15 protein-coding genes are annotated in these 16,758 nt (G+C 69.2%); 6 read left to right on the top strand and 9 right to left on the bottom strand.

The annotated features are described in order from the left end of the window. Positions 1-3 precede the first annotated feature (3 nt). Both ABH933_RS30355 and ABH933_RS30350 read left to right on the top strand, forming a co-directional pair. Positions 4-909, top strand: a complete 906-nt coding sequence (locus tag ABH933_RS30355; protein ID WP_429422586.1) for a D-2-hydroxyacid dehydrogenase — start codon at positions 4-6, stop codon at positions 907-909. A 27-nt stretch (positions 910-936) separates the two neighbouring features. Further along, the gene (locus ABH933_RS30350; RefSeq protein WP_429422588.1) at positions 937-2,322 is read left to right on the top strand and encodes an amidase; all 1,386 of its coding nucleotides are present in this window, start codon (positions 937-939) and stop codon (positions 2,320-2,322) included. A gap of 94 nt (positions 2,323-2,416) precedes the next feature. On the opposite strand, the gene ABH933_RS30345 is transcribed toward ABH933_RS30350, so the two are convergent. The 7 genes from ABH933_RS30345 to ABH933_RS30315 all read right to left on the bottom strand — a co-directional run bounded on the left by ABH933_RS30345 (position 2,417) and on the right by ABH933_RS30315 (position 10,689). Further along, the gene (locus ABH933_RS30345) at positions 2,417-3,850 is read right to left on the bottom strand and encodes an amino acid permease (RefSeq protein ID WP_429422184.1); all 1,434 of its coding nucleotides are present in this window, start codon (positions 3,848-3,850) and stop codon (positions 2,417-2,419) included. A 70-nt stretch (positions 3,851-3,920) separates the two neighbouring features. Beyond that, positions 3,921-4,922 (bottom strand): proline racemase family protein, encoded by a 1,002-nt coding sequence (locus ABH933_RS30340; protein ID WP_429422186.1) that lies wholly within the window; start codon positions 4,920-4,922, stop codon positions 3,921-3,923. After that, on the bottom strand, positions 4,922-6,442 hold the full coding sequence (locus ABH933_RS30335; RefSeq protein WP_429422188.1) for an FAD-dependent oxidoreductase: 1,521 nt from the start codon (positions 6,440-6,442) through the stop codon (positions 4,922-4,924). The genes ABH933_RS30340 and ABH933_RS30335 overlap by 1 nt, the downstream gene beginning before the upstream one ends. Then, a complete protein-coding gene (locus ABH933_RS30330; RefSeq protein ID WP_429422189.1) occupies positions 6,439-6,816 on the bottom strand; it encodes a 2Fe-2S iron-sulfur cluster-binding protein in 378 nt (125 codons plus the stop codon). Before ABH933_RS30330 ends, ABH933_RS30335 begins: the two co-directional genes overlap by 4 nt. Positions 6,817-7,033: 217 nt before the next feature. Further along, on the bottom strand, positions 7,034-8,269 hold the full coding sequence (locus tag ABH933_RS30325) for an NAD(P)/FAD-dependent oxidoreductase (RefSeq protein ID WP_429422191.1): 1,236 nt from the start codon (positions 8,267-8,269) through the stop codon (positions 7,034-7,036). Beyond that, positions 8,266-9,729 (bottom strand): aldehyde dehydrogenase (NADP(+)), encoded by a 1,464-nt coding sequence (locus ABH933_RS30320; protein WP_429422193.1) that lies wholly within the window; start codon positions 9,727-9,729, stop codon positions 8,266-8,268. The genes ABH933_RS30325 and ABH933_RS30320 overlap by 4 nt, the downstream gene beginning before the upstream one ends. A gap of 48 nt (positions 9,730-9,777) precedes the next feature. Beyond that, complete coding sequence (locus ABH933_RS30315; protein WP_429422195.1) at positions 9,778-10,689, bottom strand: dihydrodipicolinate synthase family protein; 912 nt, start codon at positions 10,687-10,689, stop codon at positions 9,778-9,780. A 261-nt stretch (positions 10,690-10,950) separates the two neighbouring features. On the opposite strand from ABH933_RS30315, the gene ABH933_RS30310 reads away from it, so the two are divergent. Next, the gene (locus ABH933_RS30310; protein WP_429422197.1) at positions 10,951-11,613 is read left to right on the top strand and encodes a GntR family transcriptional regulator; all 663 of its coding nucleotides are present in this window, start codon (positions 10,951-10,953) and stop codon (positions 11,611-11,613) included. 170 nt (positions 11,614-11,783) lie between these two features. On the opposite strand, the gene ABH933_RS30305 is transcribed toward ABH933_RS30310, so the two are convergent. Next, the gene (locus ABH933_RS30305) at positions 11,784-12,278 is read right to left on the bottom strand and encodes a DUF3830 family protein (protein ID WP_429422199.1); all 495 of its coding nucleotides are present in this window, start codon (positions 12,276-12,278) and stop codon (positions 11,784-11,786) included. Between the two features lie 28 nt (positions 12,279-12,306). Then, positions 12,307-13,548: an aspartate aminotransferase family protein gene (locus ABH933_RS30300; protein ID WP_429422201.1), complete on the bottom strand. Its 1,242-nt coding sequence runs from the start codon at positions 13,546-13,548 to the stop codon at positions 12,307-12,309. Between the two features lie 137 nt (positions 13,549-13,685). On the opposite strand from ABH933_RS30300, the gene ABH933_RS30295 reads away from it, so the two are divergent. Genes ABH933_RS30295 through ABH933_RS30285 form a run of 3 tightly spaced genes read left to right on the top strand, consistent with a single transcriptional unit; the run spans position 13,686 to position 16,756 of the window. Beyond that, positions 13,686-15,161 carry an NAD-dependent succinate-semialdehyde dehydrogenase gene (locus ABH933_RS30295; protein ID WP_429422203.1) on the top strand — a complete coding sequence of 492 codons (1,476 nt, stop codon included), beginning with the start codon at positions 13,686-13,688 and terminating at the stop codon, positions 15,159-15,161. Between the two features lie 29 nt (positions 15,162-15,190). Then, entirely contained in the window at positions 15,191-16,249 is a 1,059-nt protein-coding gene (locus tag ABH933_RS30290; protein ID WP_429422205.1) for a tartrate dehydrogenase, read from the top strand. 57 nt (positions 16,250-16,306) lie between these two features. Further along, positions 16,307-16,756 (top strand): VOC family protein, encoded by a 450-nt coding sequence (locus ABH933_RS30285; protein ID WP_429422207.1) that lies wholly within the window; start codon positions 16,307-16,309, stop codon positions 16,754-16,756. Positions 16,757-16,758: the final 2 nt, after the last annotated feature.

Here is a 16,758-nt window from a genome sequence, read left to right as displayed (position 1 = left end):
CTGATGCGACCGGTCGCGATGCGGGCCGAGGTTCGCTACACGGTTGCGGACGGGCTCGCCGAGGCGTTGCACGGCGCCGACGTGTTATTCGTCGACGACTTCCGCACGACGGCGATTCCCGCCGCCTGGTTCGCCGCGGATCGATTGTCCTGGCTGCACGTGGGCGGCACCGGCGTGGACTCGGTGCTGTTCGACGAACTGATCGCCAGCGACGTGATCGTCACCAACACCCGCGGCGTATTCGACAGTGCCATCGCCGAATACGTACTCGCGCAGATCCTCAATTTCGCGAAGGATCTGCCCGAATCGTTGCGCCTGCAGCGCGAGCACATCTGGAGGCATCGGGAATCCGAGCGGATCGCCGGCGCCTCGGTGCTCATCGTGGGCACCGGATCGATCGGCCGCGCCACTGCCCGGCTGCTGCGTGCGGTCGGTATGCGGGTGCGTGGGCTGGGCCGCCGGGCGCGCGAGGACGATCCGGATTTCGGCACGGTCGCCACCGATCTGTACGCCGAACTGCCCGCCGCGGACTACGTGGTGGCCGTTGCTCCCTTGACTCCGCAGACGCGGAATATGTTCGACTCCCGGGCATTTACGAATTTCACACCGCATGCTCGTTTCATCAATGTCGGTCGTGGGGAATCCGTAGTGACAGACGATCTCGTCACCGCACTGCGCACCGGTCTGCTCGCCGGTGCGGCGCTCGATGTCGTCGATCCCGAACCGCTGCCGCCCGGCCATGCGCTGTGGGATCTGCCGAATGTCCACCTCACGCCACACAATTCCGGCGATTTCGCCGGTTGGCGCCGCGAGATAACCGCGGCGTTCGCCGCGAATTTCCGGAAGTGGATCGATGGCCGGCCACTGGACAACGTGGTCGACAAGAGGCTGGGGTACGTCCCCGCCTGAAGGGAGTCAGCTATGGCCCACCCCGATATCGATATTCCCGCCGAACCCGCCGCCATGACCGCGGTCGAGCTGGTGACGGCCTATTCGGCCGGCGCGCTGTCCCCGGTGGAGGCCACCGAGGCGGTGCTCGATGCGATCGCCGAGCGCGACGGCGCACTGAATGCGTTCTGTCTGGTCGATCCGGAGCGGGCGCTGGTGCAGGCCAAGGAATCCGAGGCGCGCTGGCATTCCGGGCATGTGCAGGGCCTGCTGGACGGCGTGCCGATGTCGATCAAGGACACCTACCTCACCGAGGGCTGGCCCACCCGGCGCGGTTCCACCTCCATCCAGGCCGACATGCCGTGGCCGGTCGACAGTCCCGCCACCGCGCGGCTGCGCCAGGACGGGCTGGTGTTCGTCGGCAAGACCACCACCCCGGAGCTGGCCTGGAAGGCGGTCACCGACTGCCCGCTGACGGGCATCACCCGCAATCCCGTCGATCCCGCGAAGACCTCCGGCGGCTCGTCCGGCGGCAGCGCGGCGGCGGTGGCGGCGGGGATGGGCCCGCTGTCGATCGGCAGCGACGGCGGTGGGAGCGTGCGGATTCCGGCCTCGTTCTGCGGCGTCGTCGGATTCAAGCCCACGCACGGGCGCATTCCGATGTATCCGGCGAGCCCGTTCGGGCCGCTCGCGCACGGCGGGCCGATCACCCGCACCGTCGAGGACGCCGCGCTGCTGATGGACATCCTGTCGCTGCCCGATCCGCGCGACCCCACCCAGCAGGCGCCCACGCTGACCACCTTCCGCAGCCAGCTGACCCGGGACGTGCGCGGCTGCACCGTTGCCTATTCGCCAACACTGGGCTACGCGCACGTCGATCCCGAGGTCGCGGCGGTGGTCGATGCCGCGGTGCGCAGGCTGGACGAGGCGGGCCTGCGGGTCGTCGCGGCCGAGCCGGGCTTCACCGATCCCCTCGAGGCGTTCGAACTGCTGTGGGCGACAGGCGCCGCGGCGATGCTCTCGAAATTCCCCGAGGGCACCCGCGAGCGGGTCGACCCCGGCCTGGGCGCGGTCTGGGACGAGGGCGAAACCCGCAGCGCCGTAGACTATCTCGACGCGCGCGCGACCGCCGCCGAGATCGGCATCGTGATGGGCGCCTTCCACACCGCCTACGATCTGCTGATCACGCCCACCATGCCGATCACCGCCTTCGAGGCCGGTCACGACGTGCCGCCGGACAGCGGCCTGCGCAGCTGGCCACAGTGGACCCCATTCACCTACCCGTTCAACATGACTCAGCAACCCGCGATCAGCATCCCCGCGGGCAGTACTCCCGAGGGCATGCCTGTAGGGTTGCAGATCGTCGGCCCGCGGCACTCGGACGATCTGGTCCTTGCCGCCGCGCGGTTCGCCGAAACCGTTCTGGCCTCCTGAGACTCGTGCACGGGACCTGACGCCAAGCCGTGCGCGCGGAGAAAGCCTGGCTCGCCAACAGTGTTGGCGGGCCAGGCTTTTCAGTGTCAAGGTGCTATGCGGCCGATTCGGCTTGTGGTCGGTTCAGCGTCGAATTGCGGTAGCCGAAGCCCCAATACACTGCCAGGCCGAGTACCAGCCAGATGACGAACCGCAGCCAGGTGACCCAGGTGAGTTCGGTGATCAGCCAGATCGAGAACCCGATCCCGATCAGCGGCACGATCGGCACCCACGGGGTGCGGAACGCGCGGTCAGCATCCGGGCGGGTCCGGCGCAGCCGCATCACCCCGAGCGCAACGACGATGAACGCCATGAGGATTCCGATGTTGGTGAGTTCGGCGGCGGCCCGAATCGGCAGGAAGCCCGCGATGACGGCCGAGACCACGCCGGCCGGCCAGATCACCCGGCTGGGCACCTTGCGGGTGGGATCGGTCTTGCCGAAGTAGGTCGGCAGCAGGCCGTCGCGGCTCATGGCGAAGCCGACCCGGGTCACGGCGAGCATATTCGCGAACGCGGAGGTGGTGACGCCGACGACCGCACCCACCGCGATGATCAGACCCAGGATTCCCATCCCGATCGAGTCGAATGCGCTGGAGAACGGCGAGGAGACGTTGATGTGGGTGTAGTTGACCATCCCGACGATGACGAGGCAGACCAGCAGATAGATGACCGCGGCAATGCCCAGGCTGATCATGATCGCCTTGGGCAGCTGCCGCTTACCGTCGGTCGATTCCTCCGCCGCGGCGCTCATCGCGTCGTAGCCGTACACCGCGAAGAAGGCCAGTGCTGCACCGGATGCCGCGCCGCCGATGCCGAACGGGAAGAACGGCGTGTAGTTGCCGGACTTGATATGGAACGCGCCCGCGACAACCACGATCGCGACGATCACCAGCTTCACCACGACGAGTCCCGTTTGCACGCGGGCGGATTCACGGGTTCCACGGGAGAGCAGGAAGGCCAGCAATAGGCACAGCAACAGCGCGAACAGATCGACCCGGTGCCCGGAACCGGATCCCGGTGCACCCAATGCCCAAGTGGGCAAGTCGAATCCGATGTAGTGAGTGATGTAGTTCAGATACCCGGAGACTGCGATCGCGACCACCGAGACAATGGCGGTGTATTCGAGCAGGAGATCCCAGCCGATCATGAAGCCGATGATCTCGCCCAGTGCGACATAGGAGTACGTGTAGGCCGAGCCGGCTTTGGGGACCATACCGGCGAATTCGGCGTAACACAGGCCCGCCGCCCCGGAGGCGACGATCGCGATCAGGAACGAGACGAGAACGCCCGGACCGGCCACGTCGTGAGCGACCACCCCGGCGAGCGAGAAGACCCCGGCCCCGACGAGCCCGCCGAGGCTGAGCGCGACCAGCTGCCACAGTCCCATGCTCTTGGTGAAATCGCCGGTGTCCGCGACGGTCACGGGCATTCGCCGCATCACCCCGCTCATGGTCATGGGTATGCGGGTACGGCGAGTGACGACAGACATTGTCGTGCCTTTCGAGGGTGGTGATGTGAAACGGGGTGATGACGTGTGCGGTGGCCGGGGATTCGGTGCGCTAGAAGGTGAATCCCTCGGGGAACGGGTCCGAGGGGTCGAGCAGATAGTTCGCGGTGCCGGTGAGCCAGGCGCGGCCGGTGATCGCGGGCACGACGGCCGGGCGCCCGCCGACGGTGACGCTCTCGACCGCGCGGGCGTAGAACGTGGTGCCGATGAACGAGTCGTTCTGCAGCACTTGATCCTCGACGAGCAGGCCGCGGGCGTGCTGACGGGCCAGCAGCGCGGAGGTGCCGGTCCCGCAGGGGGAGCGGTCGAACCAGCCCGGATGGATGGCCATGGCATTTCTGGTGTGCGCCGGTTCGGAGGCCGGATCGAGGAACAGGACGTGCTTGCACCCGGCGATACGTTCGTCCTCGAGATGCACCGGACGACGGGACTCGTTGATGGCCCGCATGATTCGCAGTCCGGCGCCGAGGATTTCGTCCTTGTGCGCGCGGTCGAACGGCAGCCCCAGCTTGCCGAGGTCGACGATGGCGTAGAAGTTTCCGCCGTAGGCCATGTCGTAGCGGACGGCACCCAGGCTCGGCACGTCCACATCGTTGTCCAGGCTGTCGCAGTACGACGGGACGTTGCGCAGGGTAACCGAATCGGCGTGGCCCGCAGTGACGTTCACCGCGGCGACCACGCGTCCGGCGGGGGTATCCAGGCGAATCTCGGTGACCGGCTCGGTGATCGGCACCATGCCCGCCTCGACCAGGGCGGTCGCCACCCCGATGGTGCCGTGCCCGCACATCGGCAGCAGCCCGCTGACCTCGATGAACAGCACCCCGAAGTGTCCATCCGCGGTGGTGGCGGGTTGCAGGATCGCCCCGCTCATCGCCGCGTGCCCGCGTGGCTCGTTGACCAGAAGCTTGCGCAGGCCGTCCAGATTGTCGATGAAATAGGTCCGCCGCGCCGCCATGGTGTCGCCGGGAATCGTGCCCACCCCACCGGTGACCACCCGCGTCGGCATGCCCTCGGTGTGGGTGTCGATCGCGGAAATGATTCTGCTGCTGTGCATCAGGACTGTCCTTCACTGTCGAGGTCGGCGAGTTCGCGCAGTCGCACCGGGGCGGCCAGCGGACGCCAGGCCGGGGTAGCTGCCGCTAGGCCGATCGGTGCGCACTCCGGAGTGCCGCCGCGGTATTCGTCGTCGGTCGCGGGCCCCGAGGTCGATACTCCGTCCGTCTGTTCCGCGCGCGTGTGGTCCGAGGTGCCGCAGTTCGAGACCGTCTGCGCCCGCAGCGCGTCGATGTTGGCGGCGCAGATCCGGCCCTGGCAGGGTCCGAGACCGGCGCGGGTGGCCAGCTTGGTCGACCGGTAGCTCTCGCCCCCGGTGCGGGCCCACGCCGCGGTGAGGTCGCCTCGTGTGGTGCCCTCGCACCGGCAGACGACGGTGTCGGGCTGGGACCAGGTCAGGACGCCCGGCCGGATCGGGTGTGCGGCGGCGAGGCGGGCGACGAACTGCTCGGCGGTGCGGTGGCGGGCGCGCAGCGCGCGATTCCCTACCGGGTCGCCGCCGGCTGCGGCGATCCCGGCGACCGTTCCCTCGACAAGTGCGACCTGCGCGCCGCCGATGCCGGTGATCTCGCCCGCCGCCCAGACCGATGCTGCCGTGGTCAGCTGGTTCTCATCGACCCGGACGAAGCCGTCCCGGTTCAGCCGCGCACCCGCGGCCACCGCGAGTTCGTGCTGCGGGGTGAACCCGTGCGAGACCGCGACCGCGTCCACCGCGACGGTGGTGTGGCTGCCCGGGACCGGCGTCCAGTTCTCGTCGAGGCGGGCGATGGTCGCCTCCTCCACCCGCCCGTCGCCCGCGACCGCGACGACGGCGGACGAGGTGCGCAGCGGAATCCGGTACCGCACAAGGCAACCGGCATATTCGAACAACTCGGCGGTCTTGCCCGCGCTGTGCCGCAACTGCCACGGTGCGGCGGCCCAGTGCCGCAGGATCCGGCCCCGCGGGTTGGCCTCCAGGACCGCCTCGACGTGCGTGCCACCGGCGGCCAGCGATTGAGCGACCGGCAGGAGGAACGGGCCGGTGCCCGACAGCAGGACGGACCGTCCGATGAGCACGCGCTGGGTCTTCGCCAGAGTCTGTGCGGCGCCGGCGGTGTAGACGCCCGGCAGGTCCCATCCGGGGAAGGGGCACACCCGGTCGTACGCGCCGGTGGCGATGACCAGCGCATCACCCTGCACCACCCGGTGCGTCCGCTGGTCACCCTCGACACCGATCAGCAAACGGACTGCGGGACAACCGCCGTCGAGATGCCGTTCGATCTGATAGACCGCGGCCCAGGCGAGGTATTCGCAGCGCGGATGCTCGGTCACGAAGCGTGCCCGGCGTTGCGCGGCGGGATAACCGTGGCCGATGGCCAGCGGGCGCCGGACTCCGTAGGCGGCCGGGATGCGCCGGTTGTACTGGCCACCCAGCGCCTCGTTCGAATCGATCAGCGTGACGGTCGCACCGTGACGCAGCGCCGCCGTGGCCGCGGCTGTACCCGCAGGTCCGCCGCCGATCACCACCACATGTCTGCTCATTGCTCCACCTCGCTCGCGCTCGGCTCCGCAGGGAGCAGGCGCCTAGCTGTATTCACCGACTGCTGGTCCCGCTCCGGGTGGCGGTTCTGCAGGGTGACCGTGTCGCCGTCCCGCGCCGGACGGCGGCACAGCCGGATGTCCGGAACGCCGTTGACGGTCGCGACGCAGTCGAAGCAGATCCCGATGCCGCAGAACACCCCGCGGGCGCCGCCCGTGGGCGCGGTGCGCCAGTGCGACCGGTCATCGGACAACAGGACCGACGCAAGTGTCTGTCCATGGACACCGGGCACCTCGACGCCCTCGACAACGATGGTCAGCGGCCGGTCGGCGCGCCCGAGACGGTCCTGGTCCGGGGGAATCATGCTGGGGCTCATAGCGCTATCGCCTCGCTGTCGGGATGGGGGTAACCGAGCTCGCAGCGGCAATGCCGCCGTCGGTGGACTCCGGTCGCAGCCGCGCGGGAACGACGGGCCGATTTCACGCTGGAGTGACGGGGCAACTGCAGGCCTTCGGGGTCGGTAGCGCATGCGGTGGCGACGGTCCTGCGGTCGCTGCCGACCGGATCGGCGTCGTGTGGAATATCGTTCGGGCTCACCGGGACACCCTCTCCGCGGTCGGCTGGTCAGCGGTCGGTCCGAGGACGGCCGGTCGGTCGACGGCGAAGGCGGCGATATCGACCTCGTCCGCATCGCCCTCCAGTGCGGCGGCGACCAGGTGCGCGGTGCCGACCGACAATCCGATTCCCGCGCCCTCGTGGCCCGTCGCGTGCCAGAGGCCGGGCAGCCGCGGGTCGGGGCCGATCACCGGGAGATGGTCGTCGACGTAGGGGCGAAAGCCGCCGTACGCGCGCATGACGGCGACGTCAGCGAGCACCGGGTACAGGCGCAGCGCCTTGCGGGCGATGGCGGCGAGGCTGTCGGGGCGGATGCGGTCGTCGAAACCGCATTGGCGGCGCGAGGATCCGAGCAGCAGCGGTCCGCCGCGGGTGGATTCGACCACCGCGGAGGATTGCAGCGCGGCATCCGAACTGCCCACCGCGCCCACATAGTCCGCGTCGTAGACCTTGTGGAACACGGTCGGCGGCAGGGGAGCGGTGATCAGCACGTCACCGCGCCGCGGCTTGACCGCGATGGGGGCGCCGAGCTGGACCGATACCGGCCCCGACCAGGGCCCGGCCGCATTGATCACGGTATCGGCGTACCGCGGCCCCCTGGTGGTCCGCACGCCGATCAGCCGATCGGCCCGGACGATGGGTTCGGTGACCGCACAGCGTGTTTCGACCACCGCTCCGGCCGCCACGGCCGCGGACAGCAACGCGGTTGCGGTGCCGACCGGTTGCACCTGGGCGTCGTCCGGGTAGTAGACCGACGCGGTCACCTCCCTGGTCAATGCGGGCTCCGCCGCGGCGAGCCGGTCCGCGTCGAGGCTTTCGCAGCGCACCCCGGCCGCGCGCTGCCCGCGGGCGAACTCGGTCAGCGCGCCCGCGCCCGCCTCGGTGGTGGCGACGACGATGCCGCCCTTGGGTTCCCATTCGATGGCGCTCGCCTCGGCGGGCACCCGGTCGGCGAGGCGAGCCAGGACATCGGGCCACAGGCGGCGCGAGAACTGCGCCAGCGCCAACTCCGGGCCGGGGCCCTTGTCGGAGACGAGCACGTTGCCCTCGCCGTGCGCCGTTGTGCCGGAGGCCGTGTCGCCCGCCTCACACACTCGCACTGTTGCACCGGCCAGCGTGAGCCGGTCCGCGAGCGCGCATCCGATCACGCCGCCGCCGATGATCAGCACATCCGTCCCCCTCACGGAGGATGTGCCCGCCGAATCGAGAGTCATTGTGCGCGCGCCCCATTCATCGATCGGGGGATGGAAAGGGGGTTCTCCGTGCGCAGTTGCTCCGGCAGCAACTCCTGCGGCACCGACTGGAACACCACCGGGCGCAGGAACCGGGTGACCGCCGCGGTACCGACCGAGGTCGTCGTCGGGGCGGTGGAGGCCGGATACGGTCCGCCGTGCTGTTGTGCGTAGGTCACCGAAAGTCCGGTGGGCCAGCTGTTCCAGAGCACTCGGCCGGCGGCGGCGGCCCCGGCGGCGAGCAGTGCGCCGGCGGTGTCATCGGCTCGGTCGGCGAAGATGGACACCGTCAGCTGTCCGTGCACCGCGCGGGCGAGTTCGAGTAGTTCGGCGGTATCGCGATAGGTCACCACCAGCGTTGCCGGACCGAACATCTCCCGCATCAGGACATCACGATCCAGGAGCACCGATCGCGCGGTGGTGGTCAATATCAGAGTCTGTCCCGGGCCGCCCCCGGTGAGCGTCCGCACCTCCGGATGCGCTCGTACCTGCTCGACGACCGCGGAGAATCCGGCCGCGATCGCCTCGTTGAGCAGGTCGCCGACCGGCGCGGGCCCGGCGCCGATCAGCTCGGTCAGCACCGGCGATCCGTCCGGCACCGCGACCAGTCCGGGCTTGGTGCACAGTTGTCCGGCGCTGGCACTCACCGCGCTCACCAGACCGGCGGCGATCTCCGCGGCCCGCGACTGTTCCACCGTGGCGGTGACGAATACCGGATTGATCGAACCCAGCTCTCCGTAGAAGGGGATCGGCACCGGCCGCGCGCAGGCCAGATCGAACAGCGCCCGGCCGCCCGCCGTGGATCCGGTGAAGGCCGCGGCGGCGACCAGGGGATGGGTCAGCGCCTGCACCCCGGCCTCGCGGCCGAAGATCAGGCCGAAAGTGCCGCGTGGGCAGTCGCTTTCGGCCAGCACCGCGGTGATGATCTCCCCGACCGCGCGGGACAGGGCAGGATGTCCCGGATTCGCCTTGACGACGACCGGGCATCCGGCCGCCAGCGCGGCGGCGGTGTCACCGCCGGCAACGGAGAAGGCGAACGGGAAGTTGCTCGCCGCGAAGTTGACGACCGGGCCGAGTGGAATGTTCATGCGCCGCAGGTCCGGTCGGGGCGCACCCATCGGCCATTCGGGGTCCGCAGTGTCGATGCGCACGTCCAGCATGCCGCCGTCGAGCACCGTCCGGGCGAATAGGCGTAGCTGAAAGCTGGTGCGCTGCAACTCGCCCACCAGTCGAGCGTCGGTAAGGCGGGTCTCCCGGGCGGCCAGTGGGATCAGTTCGTCGGCGTGGTCGTCGAGTCCGTCGGCGATGCGCGTCAGGACCCCGGCCCGGGCGGCCGGATCGATTGCCGCCCAGGTGCCCGCGGCCGCCGCCGCGGCCTCGACGATCGAATCGACCTCGTCCGCCGTCGTATCGTTGTTGGGTTCGACCGTCGTTCCGGTCATCGAGCGGTCCTCACTTCCTGTAAGTCGCTGTGCCTGCTGTGCTTTCGGCTACCGGTAGCCCTTGGCCAGCACCGCCCGGGTGGCGTCGGTGATCGAGGCGACCAGCTCGGACGCGAGAGGGACACGCGGCGGGCGGCAGGCCCCGCCGCGACGCCCGGCCAGATCCATCGACAGTTTGATCGCGTGCACGAACTCGGTCTTGGAATCCCAGCGCAGCAGCGGGTGCAGGTCGCGGTACAGCGGAAGCGCTTTGTCCAGGTCGCGATTCACCGCGGCGTTGTACAGCTCCAGCGTGGCCTGCGGGATCGCGTTCGTGTACCCGGCCACCCAGCCGACGGCGCCGGCGAGGCCCAGTTCGAGCGCGACATCGTCGGAGCCGATGAGCACATCGAGTCCGGGGGCGAGTTCCTTGATCTCGTAGAACCGGCGGACGTCGCCGGTGAACTCCTTGACCCCGACGATCAGTCCCTCGCCGTGCAGCTCGGCCAGGATGTCCGGGGTCAGGTCGATGCGGGTGTCGATCGGATTGTTGTAGGCGACGATCGGCAGGCCGACCGCGGCCACCGTGCGGTAGTGATCGAGGATGACCTCGCGGCCGCCGCGATAGGTGTTGGGCGGCAACAGCATCACCGCCTGCGCCCCGGCCTCGGCGGCCTGCTCGGCCCACTTGCGCGCCTGCAGCGCGCCGTAGGCAGCGATCCCCGGCATCACCGTGAATCCTTGCGGCGCGGCCTCGATCGCCGTCGTCACCACGCGGGCGCGCTCCGTGTCGTCGAGGGTCTGGTATTCACCCAGCGAACCGTTGGGGCTCACGCCGTGGCAGCCGCTGTCGGCCAGCCACCGCACATGCTCGGCGTAGGCGTCGTAATCGACCGAAAGGTCCTCGGTGAACGGCAGCGTCGTGGCGACAAGCACCCCGTGCCAGGGCTTGGTCGTGGGCGACGTGGTCGTTTCGGGCATGCGAGCCTCCAATGTGCGCGAGAGTCCGGGAAGGCGCCCGGCCGCCTCTGCCACGCTGTGCTGTGTGACATTGCACTGACGGTAACCGGTTCGGCTATGCCTTCGCAACCACTTGTGTGGGGCCGCTCTCTCCCCTATGGTGCAATGTCACACATCACTACGGGTGGGTTTTCGCCAAAGATCTCGCCTTGTGCAACGTGACATGGCATAAGATGTCGTCAGCGATCCATATCAGCCGATCACGGGCAGGGGAACGATCACGTGAGCATCGACCAATTCACCCAGGTGGAGAAGGTGAGCCTCCGCGACAAGGTCTCGCGGGCGCTGCGCGCCGCCATCATCGCGGGGGAGATGGAGCCCGGCGAGGTGTATTCCGCCCCGTCGCTCGGCGCTCGCTTCGGCGTATCCGCCACGCCGGTGCGCGAGGCGATGCAGGATCTGGCTCGCGAGAACCTCATTACGATCGTGCCGAACAAGGGATTTCGCGTCACCGAGGTGGCCGAGAAGGACCTCGACGACATCACCCGGATCCGCCTGCTGCTCGAGCCCCCGATCGTCCGCGAGGTGACGCCGCTGATCCCCGCCGAGGACTTCCCCCGGCTGCGTGAGCTGGCGGCGAAGATCGTCGAGGGCGCCGAACGGGGCGATCTGGTGGAGTACACCGCCGCGGACCAGGTCTTCCATCTGGCACTGCTGGGCTACGCCGGTAACCCGCGGCTCAATGCGCTGGTCTCCGATCTGCGCGACCACACGCGCCTGTTCGGCCTCGCCTCACTCGCCAAGAAGGGCGAACTCGTCGACGTCGCCCGCGAACACCTCACCATCGTCGACATGATCGAATCCCGGGATCAGGACGCCGTCGAACGGTATCTGCGCGAACACATCCAGCAGGCCCGCGGCCGCTGGGCGAAGCCTCAGGACTGAGCGTCGCCGGTCGGCGCACCATGTCGAGTCCGGCGGCCCGAGGTGTCGTGATCGCGGCGCGCCGGAATGGCGGATGCTCGTCGCGAGATCACGGGGTGGATGCGGTAACCCGACCCAGGCCGGTGTGGGGTTACCGAGGTCCGGTCGTCCGTGCGATGGGGCCGCGCGGCTCAGGCTCGGGCGAAAGCGAGGGTTTCGCCCTCTACACCCCGCAGCCACAGGGAGTTGCAGGCGGTGGCGAGCTCGGGGAGGCCCTCTTCGATGGTAGCGAAGACGCTGCCCGGAACCCAGCCCATGTCACCGTTGATCAGTAAATTGTTGCGGCCGTAGAAGAGTGCAAGATCCGTGGCACCCTGGGCGTGATGTGCCTCGGAGCCGGGCTCGTAGCCGTAGGCGGGGTTGCCGATCTCCCAAGGCTCGAAGTCGAACAGGCATACGTCGCCGGGAATCGGTGTGACGGTGGGGTTTTCGCGATGCGGGGCGGCGGAAATGCGGGGGACCAGGGTGTACACCTCGTTGCGGGCGTACTTGGCGTGGAAGGCACTGCCCTCCTGCGGCAGCGCATCCCACACCGCGGCACAGGTGCGGGGGGCCTCCTCGTCGAGAAGGCGTGCGCGGCAGGTGATTCCGGCCTTGGTCAGGGTGATGGTGAGGTAGCGGGCCACGGAGACTCCCTTCGCGGGGTGGGTGAGCTCAGAGCTCGTCGAGGACGGCGGACCAGATCTCGAGCGCATCGTCGACCTGGCTCTCGGACACGATCAACGGCGGGATCATCCGCACGACATTGCTGTAGGCGCCACAGGTCAGCAGCAGCAGGCCCTTCTCGCCCGCGAGGCGCTGCGCGGCGGCCGCGGTGGCGGTATCGGGTTCGCCTGCGGCCGTGGTGAATTCGGAGCCTATCAGGAGGCCGAGCCCCCGCACGTCGCCCACCGCGGTGGTGGCGGACTTGCGCGCGCCCTCGATGAGCTGGCGCCCCCGGGCCGCGGCGTTGTCCACCAGGCCCTCGGACTCGATGACCTCCAGCGTCGCGATGGCCGCGGCGCACGCGACCGCGTTGCCGCCGTAGGTGCCGCCCTGCGAGCCGGGCCACGCCTTGGCCATCAGTGCGGCCGGGGCGGCGATGCCCGAGAGCGGGAAGCCACTCGCCAGGCCCTTGGCGATGGTGATGACGTCGGGCCGCACGCCGAAGTGCTGGTGCCCGAAGAACTTTCCGGTTCGTCCGAATCCTGTCTGGATCTCGTCGATCACCAGCAGGATGCCGTGCCGGTCGGCGCGCTCGCGCAGGCCCTGGAAGAACGCGGTGTTGCCGGGGATGTAGCCGCCCTCGCCGAGCACGGGCTCGACGAAGAACGCCGCGGTCTCCGCGGGCGAGCTGAGCGTCTGGAAGAGGTAATCCAGTTCGCGCAGTGCGAATTCGGTGGCCTGCTCCTCGCTCCAGCGGTAGCGGTAGGCGGTCGGGAACGGCGCGACGTGCACCCCGCCCATCAGCGGGCTGAATCCGGCCGAGAACCGGGTGCCCGAGGTGGTCATGGTGGCCGCGGCGACGGTGCGGCCGTGGAAACCGCCATGGAACACAATCACATTCGGCCGTCCCGTGGCCTGGCGTACCAGGCGCAGCGCGGCCTCGATCGCCTCGCTGCCGGAGTTGGAGAAGAACAGCGAGTCGAGTCCGGCGGGCAGCACCGTGCCCAGCTTTTCGGTCAGCTCGAGCAGTGGCCGGTGCAGCACGGTCGTGTACTGGCCGTGGATGAGGCTGCCGACCTGCGCGCGGGCGGCCTCCACGACCCGCGGATGGCAGTGGCCGGTGCTGGTGACCCCGATGCCGGCGGTGAAATCGAGGTACCGGCGGCCGTCGGTGCCGTACAAATAGCACCCCTCACCGTGATCGACGGTGACCGGGGTGGCCTGCTCGAGGACGGGGGAGAGTTCGGACATGTGAGCCGCCTCACTTCTCGACGATCATTGTCTATTGTCGGATTGTTGACAATATGAATATCATGGCGGGCAGGGCGACAGCAATGGTTTGCGGCGCCCGGGTCACGAATGCAGGAAACAAGCGTGAGGAGCGGGCAGTGACGCAGACCAGTGCCGGCCTGGAGTCCGACGAGCGGGCCGCCATCGACAGCGTGCCCACCGGACTGTTCATCGGCGGGCAGTGGCGGCAAACCGCCGCGCGACTGCCCGTTACCGACCCCGCGACCGGGCAATTACTCTGCGAGGTGGCGGACGCCGCACCCGAGGACGGCCTGGCCGCCCTGTCCGCGGCCGCCGGCGCTCAGGCCGCCTGGGCCCGCACCCCGGCGCGCGAGCGCAGCGATCTGCTCATGCGCGCGCACCGTCTGCTGCTCGCCGACACCGAGCGCCTCGCGCTGGTCATGACCCTCGAGATGGGTAAGCCGCTGGCCGAGGCGCGCGGCGAAATCGCTTATGCCGCAGAGTTCTTCCGGTGGTTCGCCGAGGAGGCCGTGCGCCTGGACGGCGGGTACATGCCCGCGCCCGGCGGTGGCTCGCGGTTCCTGGTGACCAGGCAGCCGGTCGGGCCCAGCCTGCTGATCACGCCCTGGAACTTCCCCCTGGCCATGGGCACCCGCAAGATCGGCCCCGCCCTGGCCGCGGGCTGCACGTGCGTGATCAAGCCCGCCGAGCAGACGCCACTGTCGATGCTCGCCCTCGCCGAGGTGCTGGTCCGGGCCGGGCTGCCCGCGGGGGTGGTGAACGTGATCACCACCTCGGACCCCGCGTCGGTGATGACGCCGATGATCCTGGACGAGCGCTCCCGCAAACTCTCGTTCACCGGATCCACCGCGGTGGGCAAGGTGCTGCTCGAACAGTGCGCCCGCACGGTCATGCGCACCTCGATGGAGCTGGGCGGCAACGCGCCCTTCCTGGTGTTCGACGACGCCGATCTCGACGAGGCGGTCGAGGGTGCGCTCGCGGCCAAGATGCGCAACATCGGGCAGGCATGCACCGCGGCGAACCGAATTCTGGTGCAGCGCGGCGTCGCCGAGGAGTTCTCGCACCGCCTCGCCGCGCGGATGGCGGCACTGCCGATGGGCCGGGGCACCGAGGAGGGCGTGGTGGTGGGCCCGCTCATCGATGCCGACGCGGTCGCGAAGGTGACCTGGCTGGTGGCCGATGCCCAGGAGCGCGGCGCCACGGTACTACTCGGTGGATCCGCGGCCGACGGCCATGGGAACTTCTATCCCGCAACGGTTCTCGTCGGAGTCTCCGATGATGCGGCGCTGTGCCGGACCGAGATCTTCGGCCCGGTCGCCGCGATCGCCGTCTTCGACACCGAGGACGAGGCAATCGAGCGCGCCAACGCCACCCAGTACGGCCTGGTGAGCTACGTGTACACCGAGAATCTGCGGCGCGGGCTGCGCGTCTGCGAGGCCCTCGACACCGGAATGGTCGGGCTGAACCAGGGCGTGGTGTCCAATCCCGCCGCACCGTTCGGCGGCGTCAAGGAGTCGGGCCTGGGCCGCGAGGGCGGTTTCACCGGCATCGACGAGTTCCTGGAAACCAAGTACATCGGCGTGAAACTGTGAGCCCGGAATCCGGATACGAGGGAGATTCGTTGAGTACCTACCGAATTGCGACCATCCCCGGTGACGGGATCGGCGTGGACGTGACCGCGGAGGCGGTGCGCGTGCTGGATGCGGTGCTGCCGGGCATCGAGTGGACCGAATTCGACTGGTCCTGTGAGAACTACCTGCGCACCGGCGCGATGATGCCGCCCGACGGCCCGGCGCGACTGGCCGGGTTCGATGCGATTCTGCTGGGCGCGGTGGGTTTTCCGGGCGTTCCCGACCATATCTCGCTGTGGGGCCTGCTGATTCCGCTGCGCCGGGCCTTCGGGCAGTACGTGAATCTGCGGCCGGTGCGGCTGCTGCCCGGCACCGAGTCCGCGCTGCGTGGCCGCACCGCCGAGGATCTGGACATTCTCATCGTCCGGGAGAACTCCGAGGGCGAGTACTCCGAGATCGGCGGCACCCACAATCCCGGCCGCCCCGAGGAATTCGTGCTGCAGGAGTCGGTGTTCACCCGCATCGGCTGCGAACGGATCATCCGGTACGCGTTCGAGCGGGCCGCCGAGCGCGACGGCCGCCTGTGCTCGGCCACCAAATCCAACGGCCTCATTCACTCGATGCCATACTGGGACAGCATCTTCGAGCGCATCGCCGCCGAATATCCGTCCGTGGAAACCCGCCAGATGCACGTCGACGCCCTCGCCGCCGAGATCGTGCTGCACCCGGACCGCCTGGACGTCATCGTCGGCTCGAACCTGTTCGGCGACATCCTTTCCGATCTGGCCGCCGCGGTGACCGGCGGCCTGGGACTGGCTCCCTCGGGCAATATCAACCCCCATCGCGAGGCCCCCTCCATGTTCGAGGCCGTGCACGGCAGCGCACCCGACATCGCGGGGCAGGGCATAGCCAACCCGGTGGCCCAGATCCTCGCCGCCGCAATGATGCTCGACCACCTGGGCGAGAAGTCGGCGGCCGCCGCCGTCGATCAGGCGGTCTGCGACATCCTGGCCGAGGGCGCGATCCGCACCCCCGACCTCGACGGCGCCGGCACGACGACCGATCTGGGCGCGGCCATCGCGGCCCGGGCCGCCGAACTCGCGGGCTGACCGACGGGCCCGGAGCCTGCGGCGGACGAGTGAGCAAGCGGGCGGATACTTTGTCCCATGGACGCATCGGCACCGCTCGCAGACGTCATGATCACTCTCGGCGCGCACGATCTTCCCCGGCTCCGCGACTTCTATCGCCGCTGCGGCCTGCCGCTGATCATCGAAGACGACGACTTCGCCGCGTTCGAGCTACGCGGCGTCGTCCTGGCGGTGTTCCCGATCGGCGAACTCGCCCGCGACGGGCAGACCGCGCCCGATCCTGGCAACGGTGGCATCCGCTTCAGTATCGGGGTCATCGTCGACACGCCCGAGGATGTCGATCGCCTCACCGAGCAGATGCGCGACGCCGGCGCGCAGGTCACCAAGGAACCCGTCGACGCCGAGTTCTTCACCGGCCGCTCCGCGTACCTGCACGATCCCGAGGACAATTACTTCGAGATCACCTGGGCCGCGCCGGACAACCCGATCATGCGGCGCCGCCGAGCTCGGCCCGCACAGGATGGGTAGGC

Origin of the sequence: Nocardia sp. GP40, assembly GCF_050434125.1 — a bacterium.
Lineage (GTDB): Bacteria > Actinomycetota > Actinomycetes > Mycobacteriales > Mycobacteriaceae > Nocardia > Nocardia albiluteola.
The sequence above is the reverse complement of the archived record's forward strand: the minus strand, read 5'-3'. Positions and strand labels throughout refer to the sequence as shown.

Coding starts and splice junctions, on each gene's coding strand:
- ABH933_RS30330 (WP_429422189.1), bottom strand. CDS start 6,816: ATGAGCCCCAGCATGATTCCCCCGGACCAGGACCGTCTCGGGCGCGCC.
- ABH933_RS30335 (WP_429422188.1), bottom strand. CDS start 6,442: ATGAGCAGACATGTGGTGGTGATCGGCGGCGGACCTGCGGGTACAGCC.
- ABH933_RS30340 (WP_429422186.1), bottom strand. CDS start 4,922: ATGCACAGCAGCAGAATCATTTCCGCGATCGACACCCACACCGAGGGC.
- ABH933_RS30285 (WP_429422207.1), top strand. CDS start 16,307: ATGGACGCATCGGCACCGCTCGCAGACGTCATGATCACTCTCGGCGCG.
- ABH933_RS30320 (WP_429422193.1), bottom strand. CDS start 9,729: ATGACCGGAACGACGGTCGAACCCAACAACGATACGACGGCGGACGAG.
- ABH933_RS30300 (WP_429422201.1), bottom strand. CDS start 13,548: ATGTCCGAACTCTCCCCCGTCCTCGAGCAGGCCACCCCGGTCACCGTC.
- ABH933_RS30355 (WP_429422586.1), top strand. CDS start 4: ATGCGACCGGTCGCGATGCGGGCCGAGGTTCGCTACACGGTTGCGGAC.
- ABH933_RS30345 (WP_429422184.1), bottom strand. CDS start 3,850: ATGTCTGTCGTCACTCGCCGTACCCGCATACCCATGACCATGAGCGGG.
- ABH933_RS30325 (WP_429422191.1), bottom strand. CDS start 8,269: ATGACTCTCGATTCGGCGGGCACATCCTCCGTGAGGGGGACGGATGTG.
- ABH933_RS30315 (WP_429422195.1), bottom strand. CDS start 10,689: ATGCCCGAAACGACCACGTCGCCCACGACCAAGCCCTGGCACGGGGTG.